The sequence below is a fragment of the Falsiroseomonas tokyonensis genome, assembly GCF_019024325.1.
GTDB lineage: Bacteria > Pseudomonadota > Alphaproteobacteria > Acetobacterales > Acetobacteraceae > Falsiroseomonas > Falsiroseomonas tokyonensis.
Genome location: NZ_JAFNJS010000001.1, coordinates 1,296,083 through 1,315,546, shown reverse-complemented (window position 1 = coordinate 1,315,546; position 19,464 = coordinate 1,296,083). Strand labels below are relative to the sequence as shown.

At 71.0% G+C, this 19,464-nt stretch carries 20 protein-coding genes; 9 read left to right on the top strand and 11 right to left on the bottom strand.

Going from position 1 to position 19,464, the window contains the following annotated elements; all coding sequences use genetic code 11:
• Positions 1-26: 26 nt before the first annotated feature.
• The 3 genes from J3S20_RS05985 (at position 27) to gpmI (ending at position 3,232) form a co-directional block, all read left to right on the top strand.
• Positions 27-698, top strand: coding sequence for an NnrU family protein (locus J3S20_RS05985; protein WP_216835333.1), 672 nt, complete (start codon positions 27-29; stop codon positions 696-698).
• Positions 699-770: 72 nt separating this feature from the next.
• The gene (locus J3S20_RS05980) at positions 771-1,625 is read left to right on the top strand and encodes an ion transporter (RefSeq protein WP_216835332.1); all 855 of its coding nucleotides are present in this window, start codon (positions 771-773) and stop codon (positions 1,623-1,625) included.
• 80 nt (positions 1,626-1,705) lie between these two features.
• Entirely contained in the window at positions 1,706-3,232 is a 1,527-nt protein-coding gene (gene gpmI, locus J3S20_RS05975) for a 2,3-bisphosphoglycerate-independent phosphoglycerate mutase (protein WP_246602280.1), read from the top strand.
• On the opposite strand, the gene J3S20_RS05970 is transcribed toward gpmI, so the two are convergent.
• The gene (locus tag J3S20_RS05970; RefSeq protein ID WP_246602279.1) at positions 3,229-3,483 is read right to left on the bottom strand and encodes a chaperone modulator CbpM; all 255 of its coding nucleotides are present in this window, start codon (positions 3,481-3,483) and stop codon (positions 3,229-3,231) included. The genes gpmI and J3S20_RS05970 overlap by 4 nt on opposite strands.
• Entirely contained in the window at positions 3,480-4,409 is a 930-nt protein-coding gene (locus J3S20_RS05965) for a DnaJ C-terminal domain-containing protein (RefSeq protein ID WP_216835331.1), read from the bottom strand. Before J3S20_RS05965 ends, J3S20_RS05970 begins: the two co-directional genes overlap by 4 nt.
• A 165-nt stretch (positions 4,410-4,574) precedes the next feature.
• Here J3S20_RS05965 and J3S20_RS05960 point away from each other — a divergent pair, with 165 nt between their 5' ends.
• The 4 genes from J3S20_RS05960 to J3S20_RS05945 all read left to right on the top strand — a co-directional run bounded on the left by J3S20_RS05960 (position 4,575) and on the right by J3S20_RS05945 (position 9,317).
• Entirely contained in the window at positions 4,575-5,864 is a 1,290-nt protein-coding gene (locus J3S20_RS05960) for a murein hydrolase activator EnvC family protein (RefSeq protein ID WP_216835330.1), read from the top strand.
• Between the two features lie 157 nt (positions 5,865-6,021).
• Positions 6,022-7,440 carry a S41 family peptidase gene (locus J3S20_RS05955; protein ID WP_216835491.1) on the top strand — a complete coding sequence of 473 codons (1,419 nt, stop codon included), beginning with the start codon at positions 6,022-6,024 and terminating at the stop codon, positions 7,438-7,440.
• 477 nt (positions 7,441-7,917) lie between these two features.
• Positions 7,918-8,817, top strand: coding sequence for a divergent polysaccharide deacetylase family protein (locus J3S20_RS05950; protein WP_216835329.1), 900 nt, complete (start codon positions 7,918-7,920; stop codon positions 8,815-8,817).
• Positions 8,818-8,834: 17 nt separating this feature from the next.
• Entirely contained in the window at positions 8,835-9,317 is a 483-nt protein-coding gene (locus J3S20_RS05945) for an RNA pyrophosphohydrolase (RefSeq protein ID WP_216835328.1), read from the top strand.
• Between the two features lie 7 nt (positions 9,318-9,324).
• Here the strand turns inward: J3S20_RS05945 and J3S20_RS05940 are convergent, their stop codons facing one another.
• The 7 genes from J3S20_RS05940 to atpH form a co-directional block, all read right to left on the bottom strand.
• Complete coding sequence (locus J3S20_RS05940; protein WP_216835327.1) at positions 9,325-10,458, bottom strand: endo-1,4-beta-xylanase; 1,134 nt, start codon at positions 10,456-10,458, stop codon at positions 9,325-9,327.
• Positions 10,459-10,466: 8 nt separating this feature from the next.
• Positions 10,467-11,324, bottom strand: coding sequence for a ferritin-like domain-containing protein (locus J3S20_RS05935; protein ID WP_216835326.1), 858 nt, complete (start codon positions 11,322-11,324; stop codon positions 10,467-10,469).
• 136 nt (positions 11,325-11,460) lie between these two features.
• On the bottom strand, positions 11,461-11,871 hold the full coding sequence (atpC, locus tag J3S20_RS05930) for an ATP synthase F1 subunit epsilon (protein ID WP_216835325.1): 411 nt from the start codon (positions 11,869-11,871) through the stop codon (positions 11,461-11,463).
• 67 nt (positions 11,872-11,938) lie between these two features.
• Positions 11,939-13,366: a F0F1 ATP synthase subunit beta gene (atpD, locus tag J3S20_RS05925; protein ID WP_216835324.1), complete on the bottom strand. Its 1,428-nt coding sequence runs from the start codon at positions 13,364-13,366 to the stop codon at positions 11,939-11,941.
• Between the two features lie 16 nt (positions 13,367-13,382).
• Positions 13,383-14,270 (bottom strand): F0F1 ATP synthase subunit gamma, encoded by an 888-nt coding sequence (locus J3S20_RS05920; protein ID WP_216835323.1) that lies wholly within the window; start codon positions 14,268-14,270, stop codon positions 13,383-13,385.
• 11 nt (positions 14,271-14,281) lie between these two features.
• Positions 14,282-15,820 (bottom strand): F0F1 ATP synthase subunit alpha, encoded by a 1,539-nt coding sequence (gene atpA / locus J3S20_RS05915; protein ID WP_216835322.1) that lies wholly within the window; start codon positions 15,818-15,820, stop codon positions 14,282-14,284.
• On the bottom strand, positions 15,820-16,425 hold the full coding sequence (gene atpH / locus J3S20_RS05910; RefSeq protein WP_246602278.1) for an ATP synthase F1 subunit delta: 606 nt from the start codon (positions 16,423-16,425) through the stop codon (positions 15,820-15,822). Before atpH ends, atpA begins: the two co-directional genes overlap by 1 nt.
• 178 nt (positions 16,426-16,603) lie before the next feature.
• Here atpH and J3S20_RS05905 point away from each other — a divergent pair, with 178 nt between their 5' ends.
• Positions 16,604-17,806, top strand: coding sequence for an MFS transporter (locus J3S20_RS05905; RefSeq protein WP_216835321.1), 1,203 nt, complete (start codon positions 16,604-16,606; stop codon positions 17,804-17,806).
• A 3-nt stretch (positions 17,807-17,809) separates the two neighbouring features.
• Here the strand turns inward: J3S20_RS05905 and J3S20_RS05900 are convergent, their stop codons facing one another.
• Together J3S20_RS05900 and J3S20_RS05895 are read right to left on the bottom strand one after the other, a co-directional pair.
• Positions 17,810-18,673: an LOG family protein gene (locus tag J3S20_RS05900; RefSeq protein ID WP_216835320.1), complete on the bottom strand. Its 864-nt coding sequence runs from the start codon at positions 18,671-18,673 to the stop codon at positions 17,810-17,812.
• Between the two features lie 8 nt (positions 18,674-18,681).
• A complete protein-coding gene (locus J3S20_RS05895; RefSeq protein ID WP_216835319.1) occupies positions 18,682-18,825 on the bottom strand; it encodes a hypothetical protein in 144 nt (47 codons plus the stop codon).
• 262 nt (positions 18,826-19,087) lie between these two features.
• Here J3S20_RS05895 and J3S20_RS05890 point away from each other — a divergent pair, with 262 nt between their 5' ends.
• Positions 19,088-19,456, top strand: coding sequence for a hypothetical protein (locus J3S20_RS05890; RefSeq protein WP_216835318.1), 369 nt, complete (start codon positions 19,088-19,090; stop codon positions 19,454-19,456).
• The last annotated feature ends 8 nt before the right edge of the window (positions 19,457-19,464 follow it).

Sequence of the window (19,464 nt, the reverse complement as noted above, 5' to 3'; positions counted from 1 at the left end):
TCCGGCCATCGCCGGAGTGCCGCATCATGACCCTGCTGATCCTCGCCGCCCTGCTCTGGATTTTCGTGCATGTCGGCATTTCGGGCACCGCGCTGCGGGCCCGGGTGATCGGCGCGGTGGGCGAGAAGGCCTTCATGATCGGCTTCTCCCTCGCCTCCGTCGTCTCCATCGCGCTCCTGGTGCTGGCCTGGCGGGCGGCGCCGACCACGCCGCTGTGGTTCGCGGGGCCCGGGCTGCGCTGGGTGCTGGCGGCGCTGATGCTGCCGACGCTGGTGCTGTTCATGACCAGCCACAAGCGCAACCCCACGGCGGTGGGCGGCAAGGGGCTGGGGGAGGAACCCCGCGGCATCCAGCGCGTCACCCGCCACCCGATGCTGTGGTCCTTCGCCCTCTGGGCCGGCATCCACATTCTGGGCAATGGGGATGCCGCCTCCCTCGTCTTCTTCGGCGCTTTCCTGGTGACGGCGCTGGCGGGCATGCCCTCGATCGACGCCAAGCTGGCGGCGCGGCATCCGCAGGCCTGGCCGGACTTCGCCGCGCGCACCAGCATCGTCCCCTTCGCGGCCATCGCCGCCGGCCGCAACCGGCTCGTGCCGGGCGAGATCGGGCTGATGCCGCCGCTGGTGGGGCTGCTGCTCTGGGCGCTGCTGCTGCATTTCCATCGCCATATCTTCGGCGTGCCCGCGATCCTGATGTAATCGTTCCGGGGACTTGAACGCGGCGCGGGGAAAGGCCATTCCCTGCGCGCCGCCCAGGGAAGCCCCGATCCGATGCAGGAAGTCCTCACCCCCGCCGATGCCGCGGAGACGCCGCGCGCGCGTGTCGCGCGGCTGGTCCTGTCGCCCCTGTTCCAGCGGGTGGTGATCGGGCTGATCGTGCTGAACGCAGTCACGCTCGGGCTCGAGACCTCGGACACCATCATGGAAAGCTGGGGCGGGCTGCTGCATGCGGTGGATACCGGCCTGCTGTGGATTTTCACGGCCGAGATCGCGCTCCGGATCTTTGCCTTCCGCGGCCGTTTCTTCCGCGACCCCTGGGGCATCTTCGACGTGCTGGTGGTCGCCATTTCCTGGGCGCCGGCCACCGGGGCGCTGTCCGTCCTACGGGCACTTCGCGTGCTGCGGGTGCTGCGGCTGATCAGCATCGTGCCCTCGCTGCGTAATGTGGTGGAGGCGATGCTGGCGGCGCTGCCGGGCATGGGCAGCATCGTGCTGCTGATGGTGCTGATCTTCTATGTCTTCGCCGTGATGTCGGTGAAACTGTTCGGGGAGGCGATGCCCGAGCAGTTCGGCAGCCTCGGCGCCGCCTTCTTCACCCTGTTCCAGCTGATGACGCTGGATGACTGGGCGAATATCGTGAAGCCGGCGATGGAGGCGGAGCCCTATGCGCTGGTCTTCTTCCTGCCCTTCATCCTGATTGCCACCTTCGTGGTGCTGAACCTGTTCATCGGCGTCATCGTGGAATCCATCCAGACGCTGCGCGAGCAGCGCGAATCCGCCGATGCCGCCGCCAGCCAGGCGGCGACCGATGCGGCGCGCAGCGCGGCGCATCTGGACAGCCAGATGCTGCTGGCCGAGATCCGCGCCCTGCGGGCGGAAATGGCGGAGCTGCGCGCCTCACGCTGAAGCCACCGCCCGGCCCCGTTCATTTCCCCGCACGCTTGCTGTACAGCCAGCGGGATCCTTACGCAGGACATTGTCGAAAGATGCCAGCAGCCGCCCACCGCCCCGTGATGCTCGCGATCCTCGATGGCTGGGGATGGCGGGAGGAAGCGGCGGACAATGCGGTGCGGCAGGCGAAGACACCCACCTTCGATGCGCTCTGGGCCGCAGGTCCCCGCGCCTTCCTGCGCACCTCGGGCCTCGATGTCGGGCTGCCGGAAGGGCAGATGGGCAATTCCGAGGTCGGCCACCTGAATATCGGCGCCGGGCGGGTGGTGATGCAGGACCTGGTGCGGATCGATGCCGCCGTCGCCGATGGCAGCCTCGCCAGCCTGCCCGCCTTCACCACGCTGGTCGCGCGCACCAAGGCCTCGGGCGGCGTGCTGCACCTGATGGGCCTGCTGTCGGAAGGCGGCGTGCATAGCCACCAGAAGCACGCCCTGGCCCTGGCCCATGCCGCCACCGCCGCCGGCCTCACCGTGCTGGTGCATGGCTGGACCGATGGCCGCGACACCGCCCCCAGCTCCGCCCCCGAATTCGTCCAGAAATTCGAGGCGGCACTGCCGGCGGGCGCGCGCATCGTCACGCTCTGCGGCCGCTACTTCGCCATGGACCGCGACAATCGCTGGGAGCGGGTGCAGCAGGCGCATGACGTGATGGTGCGGGCCAAGGGCGCCCGCTTCGCCACGGCGCAGGAGGCCATCGCCGCCGCGCATGCCGCCGGCAAGACGGATGAGTTCCTGCCGGCCAGCGTCATCGGCGACTTCGCCTGCATGAACCACGGCGACGGGCTGCTCTGCTTCAACTACCGCGCCGACCGGGTGCGGGAGATCATGGCCTCCCTCGTCGATCCCGGCTTCGCCGGGTTCGAAGCCGATCCCACCATCCGCTTCGTCGCGACGGCCAGCATGACCGAATACAGCAGCCAGCTGGCGCCCTTCCTGCCGGCGCTGTTTCCGCCGCAATCCATGGCGGACATCCTGGGTGCCGTCGTCTCCGCCGCCGGCCTCACCCAGCTGCACATGGCGGAGACCGAGAAGTATCCGCACGTCACCTACTTCCTGAATGGCGGGGAGGAGACGGCCTATCCGGGCGAGGACCGCATCATGGTCGCCTCCCCCAAGGTCGCGACCTACGACCTGCAGCCCGAGATGTCCGCGCCCGAGCTGACCGAGAAATGCGTCGCCGCGATCGAGTCGGGAAAATACGACCTGATCGTGCTGAACTTCGCCAATGCCGACATGGTCGGCCATACCGGCAGCCTGGCCGCCGCGACCCTGGCCTGCGAGGCCGTGGATGCCGGCCTCGGCCGCATCGCGGAGGCCATCCGCGCCGCCGGCGGCTGCCTGCTGGTCACCGCCGACCACGGCAATGCGGAGCTGATGCGCGACCCGGTGACCGGCGGCCCGCATACCGCCCACACCACCAACCCGGTGCCGGTGATGCTGATGAACGCGCCCGCCGGCGCGACGCTGGCCGATGGCCGCCTGGCCGATATCGCGCCGACGCTGCTGGCGCTGCTGGGCGTGGCGCAGCCGGCGGCGATGACGGGCCGGTCGCTGCTTCGCTAGCTTTCGCCCAGGCGGCGGCGCAGCGCGTAGATCTGGTCGAGCAGCGACAGCACCAGGGCCAGCGCCTCCTCCTCCAGCGCCAGGGTCTCTCGCAGCTCCAGGATCAGGCGCACCCGCTCCACGTCGATCTCCTGGAAGACCAGGGTCTCGCCCTCGGCATCGGCGCGCAGCAGGCCGGCGCCGATCCAGCCGCGCAGATCCTCGGGGTCCAGGCCCTCGAAACGGGCGCAGAGCACCTCCAGCGTCATCATGGCGTGTCATCCATGGCTTCGCGCGGGTCGAAAGGTTTTTGGGGCGTCCAGTCGCGCACGAAAGCTTCCAGCGCCGGATCGGGGGGGCCGAGCACCACGCGCAGCGTCAGCAGCAGATCCCCGGCCGGGCGGCTGCCCTCCGCCGCCACGCCCTTGCCACGCAGCCGCACCTGGCGGCCGGTATCGCTGCCCGCGGGCAGGGTGACGCGCAGCGGGCCGGCCGGCGCGGGCACGGTCACCGGCCCGCCCAGCACCGCCTCCTTCAGCGTCACCGGCAGGTCGAGATGCAGGTCGAAGCCGTCCCGACGGAACAGCGGATGGTCCTCCACCTCCAGCTCGATCACCGCATTGCCGGCCGGCCCGCCATTGCGGCCGGGTGCGCCCTGGCCGCGCAGGCGCAGCGACTGGCCGCTGACCACGCCGGGCGGGATCTTCACGCTGAGCTGCCTTCCATCGGGCAGCACCAGCTGCTCCGTCGCGCCCAGCACGGCCGAGAGGAAGGGCACGCTGAGCCGATAGGCGACATCCCGCCCCGGCCGCGGCGCCGTCTCCGCCGCCCGCTGCCGGGCGAGGATATCGGCGAAGAGGTCCCCGAAATCGCCTGCCTCGAAGCCGCTCTCGGCAAAGGGGTCGTAGCGGCCGCCCTCCGGCGCCTCGGCATGGCGCCGCCAGCCGCCGGCCGGGCGGGGCGGCGGCCTCTCCTGCCCCTCGGCGTCGATCTCGCCACGGTCGAAGCGGGCGCGGCGCTCGGGGTCGGAGAGCAGGTCATGCGCGGCGGAGGCCGCCTTGAAGCGCGCCTCGGCCTCCGGCTTGCCGGGGTTCAGGTCCGGGTGGTTCTGGCGCGCCAGCTTGCGGTAGGCCTTCTTGATGGCCTCCGGCGTCGCGTCGCGAGCTACCCCGAGAACCTTGTAGGGATCTTCCGCCATAAGCGACCTCGTTCGGGGCCTGATGCCCCTGGTGGTCCAGACATGGCGCCGGTGGATGGCGGAGCCAAGCGGCTGCACACTTTGGCCCCGGGGGCGGCAAAACTTGTCCCGGCGCCCGGCGGGGGTCTATGCAGCCCGGGGGTGCAGGGATTGGCGGTTTCGCGGATGTGCAGGAACGGGGGGCATGGCGCGGCGCGCCTGACGCTGCTGCTCGGCCTGCTGCTAGCCCCTCCATCCGCCCTGGCCCAGCCCACCCTCCGCGACCTGCGGGCCGCCGAGCAGGCCGCCGAGGACCGACGCCGCGCCGCCGAGGAAGCCGCCGAACGCGCCCGTTCCCTGGCGGAGGAGGAGGTGGCGCTGGCCGCAAGACGGGTCGAGCTCGCCGCCCTGGCCCAGGCGGCGGAGACCGAGGTGGCGGCGGTGACCGAGCGGCTGGAGGCCGCCCGCGCCGCCGGCGCCCGCGCCGCCCGCCAGATCGCCGACCGCGCCACGGCCATGCGCCCGCTGCTGCCGGTGATGCTGCGCCTGTCGCTCTATCCGGCGGAGACGGTGCTGGCGATTCCCGGCGAGCCGGAGGATGCCCTGCGCGGCGCCCTGGTGCTGCGCGGCCTGATCCGGCGGCTGGAGGAGGAAGCCACCGCCCTGCGCCAGGCGCAGACCGCGGCGCAGGAAGCCGAATGGCTGGCCGCCCGCGAAGCCCTCGCTTTGGAAGCCGCCGAACGCGCGGCCCGAGAGGCGGTGGCGGGGCTGGAGGCGGAGCTGGCCGTGGCCCGCACCCGCCGCGGCGATGCGGAAGCGGCGGAGGAACGCGCCGCCACCCAGGCCGCCGCCGCCGCGGCGCGGGCCGGCGATCTCGCGGATGTGCTCGCCCGGCTGCAGCGGGACCGGGAGCGGCGGGAGGCCGCCGCGAGGGCCAGCGCCGCGGCGCGCGCCGCCGAACGGGAACGCCAGGCAGCGGAACGCGCCCGTGCCGCCGCCGAGGAAGCGCGGGAGGCACGGCTGGCCGAACAGGCCCGGCAGCGACCGGAGCCGGCCGCGACTCGGGCGCCGCAGCGCCAGGCCGCGGTGCCAGTGCCCTCCGGCGGCCGCGCTTTGCCGGTGGCGGGCCGGGTGACCACCGCCTGGGGAGAGGCGGCGCCCGGCGGCCCGCATCGCGGCCTGACCTATGCCGCGGCCGGCGGTGCGCGGGTGGTCGCCCCCTGCAACGGGCGTGCCGTCTATGCCGCGCCCTTCCGGTCTTTCGGGCTGTTGTTGATTGTGGATTGCGGAGGGGGATACCATTTCGTGCTGGCCGGCATGGACCGGCTCGACGCCTCGGCCGGGCAGCGGCTGCTGGCGGGCGAGCCGATCGGTGTCCTCGGCGGGACTGGCGCTTCTGGCGGTTCCCTTTATGTGGAATTGCGCCGCAATGGGCAGCCGGTCGATCCGCGCCCATGGTTTGCGGCGCGGGGGTAACCTTCGGGTCATCTCCCGGGGGCATGTTGGTCAGGTCGGCGGCCGCGGGGCCGCGACCCAAGGATCGGGTGGTCGCATGAGCGACGTGTCGGGGCACGAGGATGGTCGACGGAACGGCAGGATGCCGAGCCTGGGTCCCGTAACAGGTCCGGTGGCCATGCCCCCGGCCGGGACGTCCAGACGGCGGCGCCTGGGCGTGGCGGGCGCGGTGGCGGCGGCCTTCGTCGCCGGCGCCGTGGTCGGCCCCATGGTGGCGCTGCCCGGCATCCAGGCCTGGGCGCAGGAAGGCGGCCGGGCGGAGACCTACCGCCTGCTGAACCTGTTCGGCGATGTCTTCGAACGTGTCCGCGCCGAATATGTGGAGCCGGTGACCGATCGCGACGTGATCGAGAATGCCATCAACGGCATGCTCCAGGGCCTCGACCCGCATTCCTCCTACATGAACCCGCGCACCTTCCGGGACATGCAGGTGCAGACCCGCGGCGAGTTCGGCGGCCTCGGGATCGAGGTGACGCAGGAAAACGGCTATGTGAAGGTCATCTCCCCGATCGACGACACCCCGGCCTCCCGCGCCGGGGTCAAGCCGGGCGACCTGATCACCCATCTCAACGGCCAGTCCACCCAGGGCCTGTCGCTGCAGGATGCGGTGGAGCAGATGCGCGGGGAGCGCGGCAGCTCCATCCGCCTGACCATCCGGCGCGAGGGCGAGGCCCGGCCGGTGGAAATCTCCCTCACCCGTGACGTGATCCGCCCGCAGGTGGCGCGCTTCCGGCTGGAAGGCAACGACATCGCCTATATCCGGCTCTCCTCCTTCAACGAGCAGACCGAGGCCGCGCTGCGCCGCGCCATGACCACCATGCGCAGCCAGGCGGGCGGCAATCTGCGCGGCCTGGTGCTGGACCTGCGCAACAACCCAGGCGGCCTGCTGGACCAGGCGGTGCAGGTGACGGACGACTTCCTCGACCAGGGCGAGATCGTCTCCACCCGCGCCCGCCGGCCGGAGGATGCGCAGCGCTGGAATGCGCGGCCGGGCGATATCGCCCAGGGACTGCCCATCGTGGTGCTGGTGAATTCCGGTTCCGCCAGCGCCAGCGAAATCGTCGCCGGCGCCTTGCAGGACCATCGCCGCGCCATCGTCATGGGCGTGAAGTCCTTCGGCAAGGGCAGCGTGCAGACGGTGATGCCCATCCCGGGCAATGGCGCCATCCGCCTGACCACGGCGCGCTACTACACCCCCTCCGGCCGCTCCATCCAGGCGACGGGCATCGAGCCGGATATCGAGGTGCTGGCCAGCCGGCCCGACCCCAATGCCCCGACGCGCGACCGCGAGGCCGATCTGCGACGGTCGCTGCGTAACGACAATGGCGAGCGGACGACGGAGGCGGCGCCGGCCCCGCCGCTGCCGCCGCTGAACCTGCCGGCCGGGGTGCTGGACCGCGTGGTGCGGCAGCCGGCCGAGGGTGCGCCGGCCTTCGACCCGACCAAGCCGGAAACGGACCACCAGCTGCAGCAGGCGGTGCAGCTGCTGCGCGCCGTGGCCGCGGCCCCCGCGCCGCAGCGGCGCGCCCAGCGGTGACCCCTTGCGCCGCGCTCGCCCGGTGATCCTCCGGGACAGAAGCGGGCCGGCGCGCCCCGCGGGGAATGAGGTCGCGGCAGAACGGGCCGCGCCGCCACGCCGGTGAAGCTGCGCCCATCCCGGCGCGGCCTCGCCTTGTTTTGGGCGGCACTGCTGCTCGTCCTGGGCGCCGGGGCCGGTGCCCTGCAGTGGGTGGGGCCGCCGGAGACCGCAGCCCCGGTGGCCGAGGCCAGGGCCGAGCCGGAGGCCGCGCCCATCAGCCCGCCGCCGCGCCAGGCGGAGGCGCCGCCGCCGGAACCTTCCCAGCCAGCCGCGACCCGCAGGGCGGAGGCGCCGCAGGCGGCGCCGGCGGCCGTTGCAGCGACGGCGGAACCCGCGCCTGGATTGGCCCTGGCCACCGCGGCGCCGGCAGCCCCGACAGCGACACAGACACCCGCTGCTGCGGCTCCTCCCGTCAGCCCGGCGCCCGTAGCCCTCATGCCAGCGGCCCTGCCAGCCGCACCGGCGCCGCCGCCCCTGGCTCAGGCCCCCGCCACGACGCGGCCCGCCCAGGCGGAACCCGCCATCCCGGACCCCGATCCGCAGCTGCTGGAACGGTCCCGCCACGGGCTGGTGCCGAAGATCGGGCCGGAGGGCCGCACCTCGATCCGCGCCTATGCAAGGCCCTTCGACCGGGAAGTGGACCGGCGGCCGCGCATCGGGCTGATCATCGGCAATATCGGCCTGTTCGCCCAACATTCCGACGAGGCCATCCGCCGCCTGCCCGGCGCCGTGACCCTGGCCTTCAGCCCCTATGCGCTGCGCCCCGAGCCGCTGCTGGAACGCGCCCGGGCCCGGGGGATGGAGGTGCTGGTGGCCCTGCCGCTGGAACCTGCCGGCTACGGCCGGGATGCCGACCCCGGCGACCGCGCCCTGCTGACCGGGCTTTCGGCCGATGACAATCTGGAACGGCTGGATTGGTCGCTGGCCCGCATCCAGGGCCAGGTGGGCGCGATCGGCGCGCTCGGCCGGCTGCGCGGCGAACGCTTCGCCGCCAATGCCGACCTGCTGGGTACCATCCAGGCGGCGCTGACCGCGCGCGGCCTGCTCTATATCGATCCGCGCCCCGGCGCCCCCACCCCCGCCCGCGCCTTCGGCCGCACTGTGGACCTGGTGCTGGACGAACCCTCCGAGACCCGCAGCGAGGTGGAGCGCCGGCTGGTGGAGCTGGAGGCGCTGGCCCGACAGCATGGATCGGCGCTTGGCCTGCTCGGCAACCCCGCCCCCTTCTTCACCGCCGCCATCCTGGCCTGGTCGGCGGGGCTGGAGGAGCGCGGCGCGGTGCTGGCGCCGGTCACAGTGCTGCTGCGCCGCCCCGGCTCGCAGGCGGCGCGCTGAGGCGATAGAAGGCAGGCATGACCCTGCTGCCCTATCGCGCCAATGTCGGCGCCCTGCTGTTCAACCCCGCCGGCCAGGTGCTGGTGGCCCGTCGCGCCGACATGCCGAATGCGGAGGGCGCGGCCGGCGGCTGGCAGCTGCCGCAGGGCGGCGTCGATCCCGGCGAGGATCTGCGCATCGCCGTGCTCCGTGAGCTGGCCGAGGAGATCGGCACGGACCGCGCCGAGATCATCGCGGAACATCCGGACTGGCTGAGCTACGACTTCCCGCCCGAGCTGCAGGCCATGCGCATCGCCCGGAAGTATCGCGGCCAGCGCCAGAAATGGTTCGCGCTGCGCTTCACCGGCGTGGATGCCGATATCCGCCTGGATGCCGACCCGCATCCGGAATTCGATGCCTGGCGCTGGGCCGCGCTCGCGGAGCTGCCGGGGCTGGCCGTCAGCTTCAAGCGGCCGATCTATGAGGAGCTGGTGCGCGCATTCGCTCGCTTCGGGACGTAGCGCGGGCTCAGCCGGGCGGCTGCCCCAGGAAGGCGCGGGCCAGAGCGCGCCACATCTGCTTGCGGTTCAGCTCCCAGTCATAGGGAAGGCCGCGATGCACATCGCCGGGGTCCAGCGCCACCGTCGCCTCCCGGTGCAGCCAGGACCAGCGGTCGCTGATGCCCCAGGTCAGCAGGGTTCGGGCGCCGCCCTCGAAGGCGGCGGAGGCGAAGGCGTGCACGCGCTGCGCCACGGCCGAGTCGCGGGCGACGAAATCGCCGACCGGCGGCTTCACCTCCCGCACATCCAGCTCCGTGATCAGCACCTGCAGGCCGAGCGCGCGGATCTCCCGCACGAAGGTGGTGAAGATGGCGGGGCTGAAGGCCTCCCGCATCTGCAGATGGCCCTGGATGCCGACGGCGTCGAGCGGCACGTTCTGCGCGCGCAGGCTGCGCAACAGGCGCAGCAGGCGGCGGCGCTTCTCCTCCGCCGGCGGGCTGTCCGCCTCCACGCCATAATCGTTCAGCGTCAGCCGCAGCGTCGGGTCGCGCTGGCGGGCGGCGCGGAAGGCCATGGGGATGTAGTCGGGGCCGAAGGCGCGCAGCCAGGGCGTGTCGCGCAGGTCGCCGGTATTGCCGGCGGGTTCCGGCACGTCGCTGCCGGGCGGATTGGCGATCGGCTCGTTCACCACGTCCCAGTCGCGGATGCGGGCGCGGGTATGCGCCAGGACGCGGTCGAAATGCGTCTCCATCACCCGCTGGGCGCGGCTGCGGCCTTCGGCCAGCGCGGGCGGCACCCAGTCGGGCAGGGCATTGTGCCAGATCAGCGCATGGCCGCGCACCGGCTTGCGGAAATGCTGCGCCCAGCGCAGCAGCGCATCCAGCGGCTCGAAGTCGAAGCGGCCTTCCTCGGGCTGCAGGGTGGCAAACTTGGCCTCGTATTCGGGCACCAGCAGGCCGGCTTCCTGGGCCACCAGCCCGGCGAATTGCGGTTCATCCGCCAGCAGCTGCGCGGTGACGGCGCAGCCGAAGGTGAAGCCGCGCGACTGCGCGAGCTCGAACAGGGGCCGGTCCGGCGCGCTGGCCGGAGTGAAGCTCTGGCCGAGGGCCGCGCGGGCCAGCAGCGGGGATAGCAACAGCGGGCCCAGCGCCCGGCGGGGCATCACCGGCGTCAGGCCGCTGCCGGGGCGGCGTGGCCGGGCTGCGGCGGACGGCGCAGCGCCGCCGCATAGCGGCCGCGGCGCCAGGTCAGCAGGCGCCAGGCGCCTTTGGCGGCGAGGGCAGACATGCGGCCGCGCGGCTGCAGCCCGATCGACTTGAAGACCATGCCCATGCCCCGCTCGATGTGCCGGTAGCGATAGTAGTTCATCGCCCGGCCCATATAGCCGGCGATGCAGCGATCATGGTCGTAGGGCGTGCCGACCGGCTCGTTGCCGCAATGAAAGGCGAAGGCCAGCTCGTCGTCCTCGCTTTCGCCGATGCGGCCGGCGGCCACCTTCAGGCGGCGGGGAAAGGACAGGTTTTCCCGCGCGAGGTAGCGCCTCATATGGTCGTAGAACAGCTTGAAGTGGCGGTATTCGTCGGCCGCGATCAGGCGGCAGACCTCCTTCAGAACCGGCTCCTCCGTCGCCTCGCCCAGCGCGGTGTAGTAGCTGCTGGTGCCGGTCTCCACCATGCAGCGGGCGATCAGCTCCCCGGTGCGGGAGCCGCGGATCGAGGCATCGGCCTTGACGTCGATCTTGTAGCCGGCGCGGTAGCGGGCGAAGGCTTCCTCGAAGTCCCAGCCCGGATCGGCCAGCATGGCCCATTTGCCGAGCGCGTCGCCGTGCTGCACCTCCTCCTCCGCCCAATGGCCGGCGGCCTGGTGGAAGTCCGGGTCGTCATGGAAGACGGATTGCAGGTATAGCGCGTAGTCGTCGCCATTGCGCTCGACCATCGCCGCGGCCTTGACCAGCGGAATGATCTCGGGGTCGAGCCGGCTGGGATCGAAGCTGTCCCAGGCCACCTGCTCGATACGCCAGTGCTTCATCCTGCATCCCGCCCGGCCGATGCGCGCGTTCCGCACCGCGCGGCGCGACGACCCGCGCCGGCGAGGCAGCCGGCGGCGGGCGTGAATAATGTTCTGTGGCGGGGTGCCGAATTCAAGCGGTTATAGCGCCTGGCGGTCAGGCCGCCTCGGCGGCCTGCACCATGGCGCGGGCCGAGAGCAGGCGGGCCATGCTGGCGTCGCGCTTCTCGGGCGTTTCCATCGCGGCGGCGGCATAGGCGGCCTCGGCGTCCCGCATGCGCGCCTCGGCAGCGGCCTTGGAAAGCTGGCCCACCGGCGTCGCCTCATCGGCCAGCACGGTGCAGCGCTCCGGCGTCACCTCGGCGAAGCCGCCGGCGACGTAGAGGCGCTCGGTCACCTGGCCGTTCTCGGTCACCGCGATGACCCCGCCGCGCAGGGTGACGATCATCGGCGCGTGGCCGGGCAGCACGCCCATCTCGCCCTCGGCGGCGGGCAGCACGGCCATCTCCACCGCACGGCTGAGCAGCAGCTTTTCCGGGGAGACGAGTTCGAGCTGGAAGGTGGCCATGGGGAAACCTGTCCTCAATCTGTCGATAGCCGGCGGGGGCAGGCGCCTCCGCCGGCAGGCCGCTCAATCAGGCGGCGGCCTTCAGGCTCTCGCCCTTCTTCACCGCGTCCTCGATGGTCCCCACCATGTAGAAGGCGGCTTCCGGCAGGTGGTCGTATTCGCCGGCGCAGATCGCGCCGAAGGAGCGGACCGTGTCCTCGAGCTTCACGAAGACGCCCGGGGAGCCGGTGAAGACCTCGGCCACATGGAAGGGCTGCGACAGGAAGCGCTGCAGCTTGCGGGCGCGGGCCACGATCAGCTTGTCCTCCTCGGACAGCTCATCCATGCCCAGGATCGCGATGATGTCCTGCAGGGACTTGTAGGTCTGCAGGATGCGCTGCACCTCGCGCGCCACGCGATAGTGCTCCTCGCCCACGATGCGGGGGTCGAGCGCGCGGGAGGTGCTGTCCAGCGGGTCCACGGCCGGGAAGATGCCGAGCTCGGCGATCGAGCGGTTCAGCACGGTCGTGGCGTCGAGGTGGGCGAAGGAGGTGGCCGGCGCCGGGTCGGTCAGGTCGTCCGCCGGCACGTAGATGGCCTGCACCGAGGTGATGGAGCCCTTCTTCGTGCTGGTGATGCGCTCCTGCAGCGCGCCCATATCGGTCGCCAGCGTCGGCTGGTAACCCACGGCGGAGGGGATGCGGCCCAGCAGCGCGGAGACTTCGGCGCCCGCCTGGGTGAAGCGGAAGATGTTGTCGATGAAGAAGAGCACGTCCTGGCCCTGCTCATCGCGGAAGTATTCCGCCATGGACAGGCCGGACAGCGCGACGCGCGCGCGGGCGCCCGGCGGCTCGTTCATCTGGCCATAGACCAGCGCCACCTTGGAGCCTTCGGTATTGCCCTCGTTCAGCTTGATGACGCCCGCATCCACCATCTCGTGGTACAGGTCGTTGCCCTCGCGGGTCCGCTCGCCAACGCCGGCGAAGACGGAGACGCCGCCATGGCCCTTGGCGATGTTGTTGATCAGTTCCTGGATGGTGACGGTCTTGCCGACGCCGGCGCCGCCGAACAGGCCGATCTTGCCGCCCTTCAGGTAGGGGGCCAGCAGGTCCACCACCTTGATGCCCGTCACCAGGATCTCGGCCGAGGTCGCCTGCTCCTCGAAGGACGGCGCGGCGCGGTGGATGGTGTAGGACTTCTCGGCGCCGACCGGGCCGCGCTCGTCGATCGGCTCGCCGATCACGTTCAGGATGCGGCCCAGCGTCTCCGGCCCGACCGGCACGGAAATGCCGGCGCCGGTGTCCACCACCTCGGTGCCGCGGACCAGGCCGTCGGTCGTGTCCATGGCGATGGTGCGGACGGTGCGCTCGCCCAGGTGCTGCGCGACTTCGAGGACCAGGGTGCGGTCCTCGATCTTCACGGTCAGCGCGTTCAGGATGGCAGGCAGCTCGGCCGGGAACTGCACGTCCACGACGGCGCCCAGAACCTGCGAAACCTTGCCGACGTTGTTCTTCATCGTGCCAATTCCCTGGTCAGACAGCTTCAGCACCGGAGATGATCTCGATCAGCTCCCGGGTGATGTTGGCCTGTCGCGTGCGGTTGTAGTTCAGCGTGAGCTTGTTGATCATCTCGCCGGCATTGCGCGTGGCATTGTCCATCGCGGTCATCTGGCTGCCGAAGAAGCCGGCGGCGTTTTCCAGCATGGCGCGATAGACCTGGATCGCCAGGTTCTGCGGCAGCAGCGTCGCGAGGATTTCCTCCTCGTTCGGCTCGTATTCGTACAGCGCCTGGGCGCCGGTCGCGGCTTCCGTCGCGCTGCCCTCGGGCACCACGGCCGGAATCATCTGCTGGGCCGTCGGCACCTGGCTGATGACGCTGCGGAAGCGGTTGTAGATCAGCGTGCAGACATCGTATTCGCCGGCTTCCAGCATCGCGGTGATGCGGGCGGCAATCTCCTGCGCATCGACGAATTCGACGCGCTTCTTGCCGGCCAGAGAGATCTCGGCCGTGATGCGGCTGCCGTAGTCGCGCTTCAGATAGGCCGCGCCCTTGCGGCCCACCGCCAGCACCTTCACCGTCTTGCCAGCCGCCTCCAGCTCCCGGATGCGGGAACGGGCGAAGCGGCCGACATTGGTGTTGAAGGCGCCGGCCAGGCCGCGGTCACCGGTGACCACGACCAGCAGATGCACCTGGTCCGCCCCGCTGCCGACCAGCAGCTTCGGCGCATCCGGGCTGCCGGCGACGGAGGCGCCGAGCGAGGCCAGCATGCGCTCCATGCGTTCCGCATAGGGGCGCGCCGCCTCCGCCTGCGACTGGGCACGGCGCAGCTTCGCGGCCGCGACCATCTTCATCGCCTGCGTGATCTTGCGCGTGCTCTTCACCGAGGTGATGCGCGCGCGAAGTGCCTTGAGGCTGGCCATTGCGCTCTATCTCAGCCGAAGGACTTGGCGAAGTTGTCGAGGAAGGCGGTCAGCTTGGCCTCGGTGTCCTTCTTGATCTCGCGATCGGTGCGGATCGAGGCCAGGATCTCCGGCTGCTGCGCCTTCAGGCTGGACAGCAACTGCCGCTCGAACTCGCCGACCTTGTTCAGGGCGACCTTGTCGAGATAGCCGCGCGTGCCGGCGAAGATCGCCACCACCTGCTCCTCGACCGGAACCGGCTTGTACTGCGGCTGCTTCAGCAGTTCCGTCAGCCGCGCGCCGCGGGCCAGCAGGGCCTGGGTGGTGGCATCGAGGTCGGAGGCGAACTGCGCGAAGGCCGCCATCTCGCGGTACTGCGCCAGGTCCAGCTTGATCTTGCCGGCCACCTGCTTCATCGCCTTGATCTGCGCGGCGGAGCCGACGCGGGAGACGCTGAGGCCGACGTTCACGGCGGGGCGGATGCCCTTGAAGAACAGCTCCGTCTCCAGGAAGATCTGCCCGTCCGTGATCGAGATCACATTGGTCGGGATGTAGGCGGAAACGTCGCCGGCCTGCGTCTCGATGACCGGCAGCGCGGTCAGCGAACCGGCGCCGAAGTCATCGTTCATCTTGGCCGCGCGCTCCAGCAGGCGGCTGTGCAGGTAGAAGACGTCGCCCGGATAGGCCTCGCGGCCCGGCGGGCGGCGCAGCAGCAGCGACATCTGGCGGTAGGCGACGGCCTGCTTGGACAGGTCATCGTAGAAGATGACCGCATGCATGGCATTGTCGCGGAAGTACTCGCCCAGCGTGCAGCCGGTATAGGGGGCGAGGAACTGCATCGGCGCGGGGTCGGAGGCGGTGGCGGCGACGACGATGGAATATTCCATCGCGCCGTTCTCCTCCAGCGTCTTCACCAGCTGCGCGACGGTGGAGCGCTTCTGGCCGATGGCGACGTAGATGCAGAACAGCTTCTTGCTGTCATCGGCGCCGGCAGCGTCGTTGGCCACCTTCTGGTTGATGATGGTGTCCAGGATGACGGCGGTCTTGCCGGTCTGGCGGTCGCCGATGATCAGCTCGCGCTGGCCGCGGCCGATCGGGATCAGGGCGTCGATCGCCTTGATGCCGGTCTGCATCGGCTCATGCACCGACTTGCGCGGGATGATGCCCGGCGCCTTGACCTCGACGCGCATGCGCTTCTCGATCTGGATCGGCCCCTTGCCGTCGATCGGATTGCCCAGCGCGTCCACGACGCGGCCGAGAAAGCCCTTGCCGACGCCGACGTCCACGATCTCGCCGGTGCGGGAGACGGTGTCGCCTTCCTTCACGCCCTTGTCGTCGCCGAAGATGACGACGCCGACATTGTCGGTCTCGAGGTTCAGCGCCATGCCCTTGATGCCGGCGCCCGGGAACTCCACGAGCTCACCGGCCATGACATTCTGCAGGCCGAAGACGCGGGCGATGCCGTCGCCCACGGTCAGCACGGTGCCGACCTCGGCGACATTGGCTTCGGCGTCGAAGCCGGAGATCTGAGCCTTCAGGATCTCCGAGATTTCGGCAGGACGGATATCCATCAGGCGGCCCCCTTCATGGCGTACTGCAGGCGCTGCAGCTTGGACTTGAGAGAATTGTCATAGAGGCGCGAGCCGATCCGGACCACGAGGCCGCCCAGCAGGGTCGGGTCCACGTTTTCCTTCAACTGCACGCCGGAATAGCCGGCCTCCGTCAGCCGCGCGACGATCTGCGAGCGCTGCGTGTCGGTCAGGCCATGGGCGGTGGAGACGGTGGCGATCTGCTGGCCGCGGCGTTCCGCGAGCAGCGCGCCGAAGCTGGCGGCGACCGCCGGCAGGGCGGAGAGACGCCGGTTGACGATCATCACGCCCAGCAGGTTGCGGACCTCGGTGCCGATCCCGGCCCGTTCCAGCACCGCGAAGATGGCGCGCTTCTGCTCGGCGGCATCCAGGCGCGGATCGGCGACGAAGGCGCGGAAGCCCGCATCCCCCTGCCAGAGCCCGAAAAGACGCTCGAGGTCGGCCGCGATACGGTCCGCAGCACCCGGCTCGGTCGCGCGCAGGTCATCGACGATGCCGAGCAGCGCGAGCGCATAGCGCTCCGACAGCCCGGTGGGGTTCGGGGCCTGGGTGGAGGCCGAGGTTACGGTGGTCGCTTCGGAGGCCAAGGGGATCCCGGTCCTGTCTCTGGTCGGAGCGTGAAATGCGGCACGCGGGTCCGGGGGGCAGGTGTGACCGCCCCCTTTATGCGGCGGCGGCGCCTTAGCATGCGTATTGCGTTGCGGCAACACATGTCCAACGCCTGGGCAGCTTCCCTGACGCATCCGGATGGCCCAGGATCGCCCCATGCAGGCATCGTTCCAGGGCTGGCGCGTGGTGGCGGGCGCCTTCCTGCTGGCGGTCTTCGCCTGGGGAATCGGCTTCTACGGCCCCGGTATCTTCATCGCCACCTTGGCGGAAAACCGCGGCTGGCGGCTGGGCCTGCTTTCGGCGGCGGTCACCTGGCACTTTTTGGTGGCGGCCGCGCTGGTGGCGGGGCTGCCGGACTGGCACCGGCGCTGGGGCATCGCCGCGGTGACCCGGGCGGGGGCGCTGGCCTCGGCGGCCGGGCTGCTCGGATGGGGATTCGGTCATCTTCCCGCCCTGCTCTTCGCCGCGGCCACCCTGACCGGCATGGGCTGGGCGCTGACCAGCGGGGCGGCGATCAATGCCATGCTCTCCCCCTGGTTCGAACGGCGGCGGCCGGCGGCGCTCGCCATGGCCTTCAACGGGGCGAGCGCCGGCGGCATCCTGATGGTGCCGCTCTGGGCCTGGCTGATCGCGGGCTTCGGCTTCGGGACGGCCACCGCGGTGGTGGCGGCGCTGCTGCTGGCGGTGGTCTGGCCGCTGGCCGGGCGGGTTCTGGCCCGGGTGCCGGCGGAATACGGCCAGCAGCCGGATGGCCGGGTCGGCGCGGCCCCGCCCGCGCCGCCGGCGGCGCCCGCGCGCAGTCGGGGGGCGCTGCTGCGGGACCCGCTGTTCCGCGCCTTGTCGCTGGCCTTCGCCTTGGGGCTTTTCGCGCAGATGGGGCTGGTGACGCACCTAATTTCGCTGCTGGTCCCGGCGCTGGGGCCGCGCGGGGCGGGGCTCGCCATGGCGCTGGTCACGGTCTTCGCCCTGCTCGGCCGGACCGTCACCGGCTGGGTGCTGCCGGCCGGGCGGCGCCGGCGCTGGGCGGCGGCGGCCACCTTCGCGGTGCAGATGGCGGGCAGCCTGGCGCTGGTCTCCGCCGGCGGATCCGTGCCGCTGCTGCTGGCGGGCTGCGCCCTGTTCGGGCTGGGGGTGGGCAACCTGCTGTCGCTGCCGCCGCTGATCGTCCAGGCGGAGTTTCCGTCGGCCGAGGTTGGGCGGGTGGTGGCGCTGATGCAGGCGATCAACCAGGCGCTCTATGCCTTCGCTCCGGCCGCCTTCGGCCTGCTGCGGGAGGCAGCGGGGGCCGAGGCCGCGCTCTGGGTTACGCTGGCGCTGCAGGGGGTGGCGGGGGTGCTGGTGCTGCGTCGGCGGGGGTGAGGCTCAGCCGCGAGGACGCCGCCTGGGCGCCGCGACTGCCGCCGGCCGGTCGGTTGGGGGCGTATGGGCCTTCAGGCCGCGGCGGACCAGCGCCGCCCAGCCCTCCTCCGGCTCGTCTACCACCTCGAACAGGTCGAGATCCGCCGGGTCGATCATGCCGTGCCGGGCCATGGCCCGGAAATCCACCACCTCGTTCCAATAGGCGCTGCCGAAGAGCACGATGGGCAGCGGACCCGTCTTGCGGGACTGCACCAGGGTCAGCAGTTCGAAGAGTTCGTCGAAGGTGCCGAAGCCGCCGGGGAAGACCGCCAGCGCATTGGCCCGCATCGCCAGGTGCATCTTGCGCATGGCGAAATAGTGGAAGCGGAAGGTCAGCGCCGGCGTCGACCATTCATTCGGCGCCTGCTCATGCGGCAGGGTGATGTTGAAGCCGATGGAGGGCGCGCCGACATCGGCCGCGCCGCGATTGGCCGCCGCCATGATGCCCGGCCCGCCGCCGGTCGCGATCACATTGTCCCGCGGCCCACCGCTTTCGGCCAGCGCCCCGCCGCGCAGGCTGACAATGCGGGCGAAGGCGCGGGCCTTGTCGTAGTGGGTGGAGAAGTCCAGCCGCTGCTGGGCCAAGCGCTGCGCCTCCGGCCCCTCGGCCGCGGCGAGCGTGCGTTCCGCCTCCTCCGGGCTCGGCACCCGGGCGCTGCCGAAGACCACGATGGTGGAGCGCACGCCCCAGTCGCGCAGCGCCAGCTCCGCCTTCAGGTATTCCATGCCGAAGCGGGCCGAGCGCATCTCGTCCCGCAGCAGGAATTCCATATCCTCCACCGCCAGCAGGGTGCTGCGGTTGGGTTTTGGGGGGGCGGCCTTGGCCATGTCGCTGCTCAAGCCTGCTTGCGCTTGATCAGACCCTGGCGGATCCTGCGGCCGCGTTGGATGCGATCCTCGATGAAGCCGGATGGATGCGGCAGGTGGCTGACGATCGCCACCACCTTGTCTTGCGTCGCCGGATCCATCGTCTCGATCATGCTCCAGCAGCGGGGCCAGGATAGTGTAGCGGCCCTGGAACAGCTCCGTGAAGCCGGCCCCGGGGCCTTTCGGCGGGCCTGGTCGCCCATTGGCGCTGCGCGGCCCAGTGGCAGCCAGACAGGGTATCCCTGCGCGGCGGTTCGCGCATGCAGGGATGTCCTATTCGGTCCATAGGCGAGGCTGACGCCATTTGCCTTCGAATGAATTGGTAACACGGCACCGGTTCCCCCTACCGTCGCGCCACGCAAAGGGGAATTCACCATGAAGACGCTGCATCGGATCGGCCTGGTTGCCGCGGCTGGGCTCGCGCTTGCAACGCTGGCTGCTCCGGCACAGGCGGCCCATCTCTATTGCGACGGCAGGGTGCTGGTGGATTTCGCGATGGCGCCCGCCAATCGCGCGCAGCCCCAGCTGAGGAAAACGATCTACCGGGCGGATATCCGGAACACCGGCGGCGCCCAACGAATCCGGCTGCAATTCAACCTCTCGCCCTATCCCCCCGTCGATGCGCAGCTCCTCGTCTCCGCTTCGCCGACCTCCTATGGCCTGTTCATGCACCAGGCGGCGGCCGGTAGCCCCAACCCGCAGTGGAGCGCGGTGATCCCTGCGGTGCGGATCACCTGCGGCTAGATCCGATC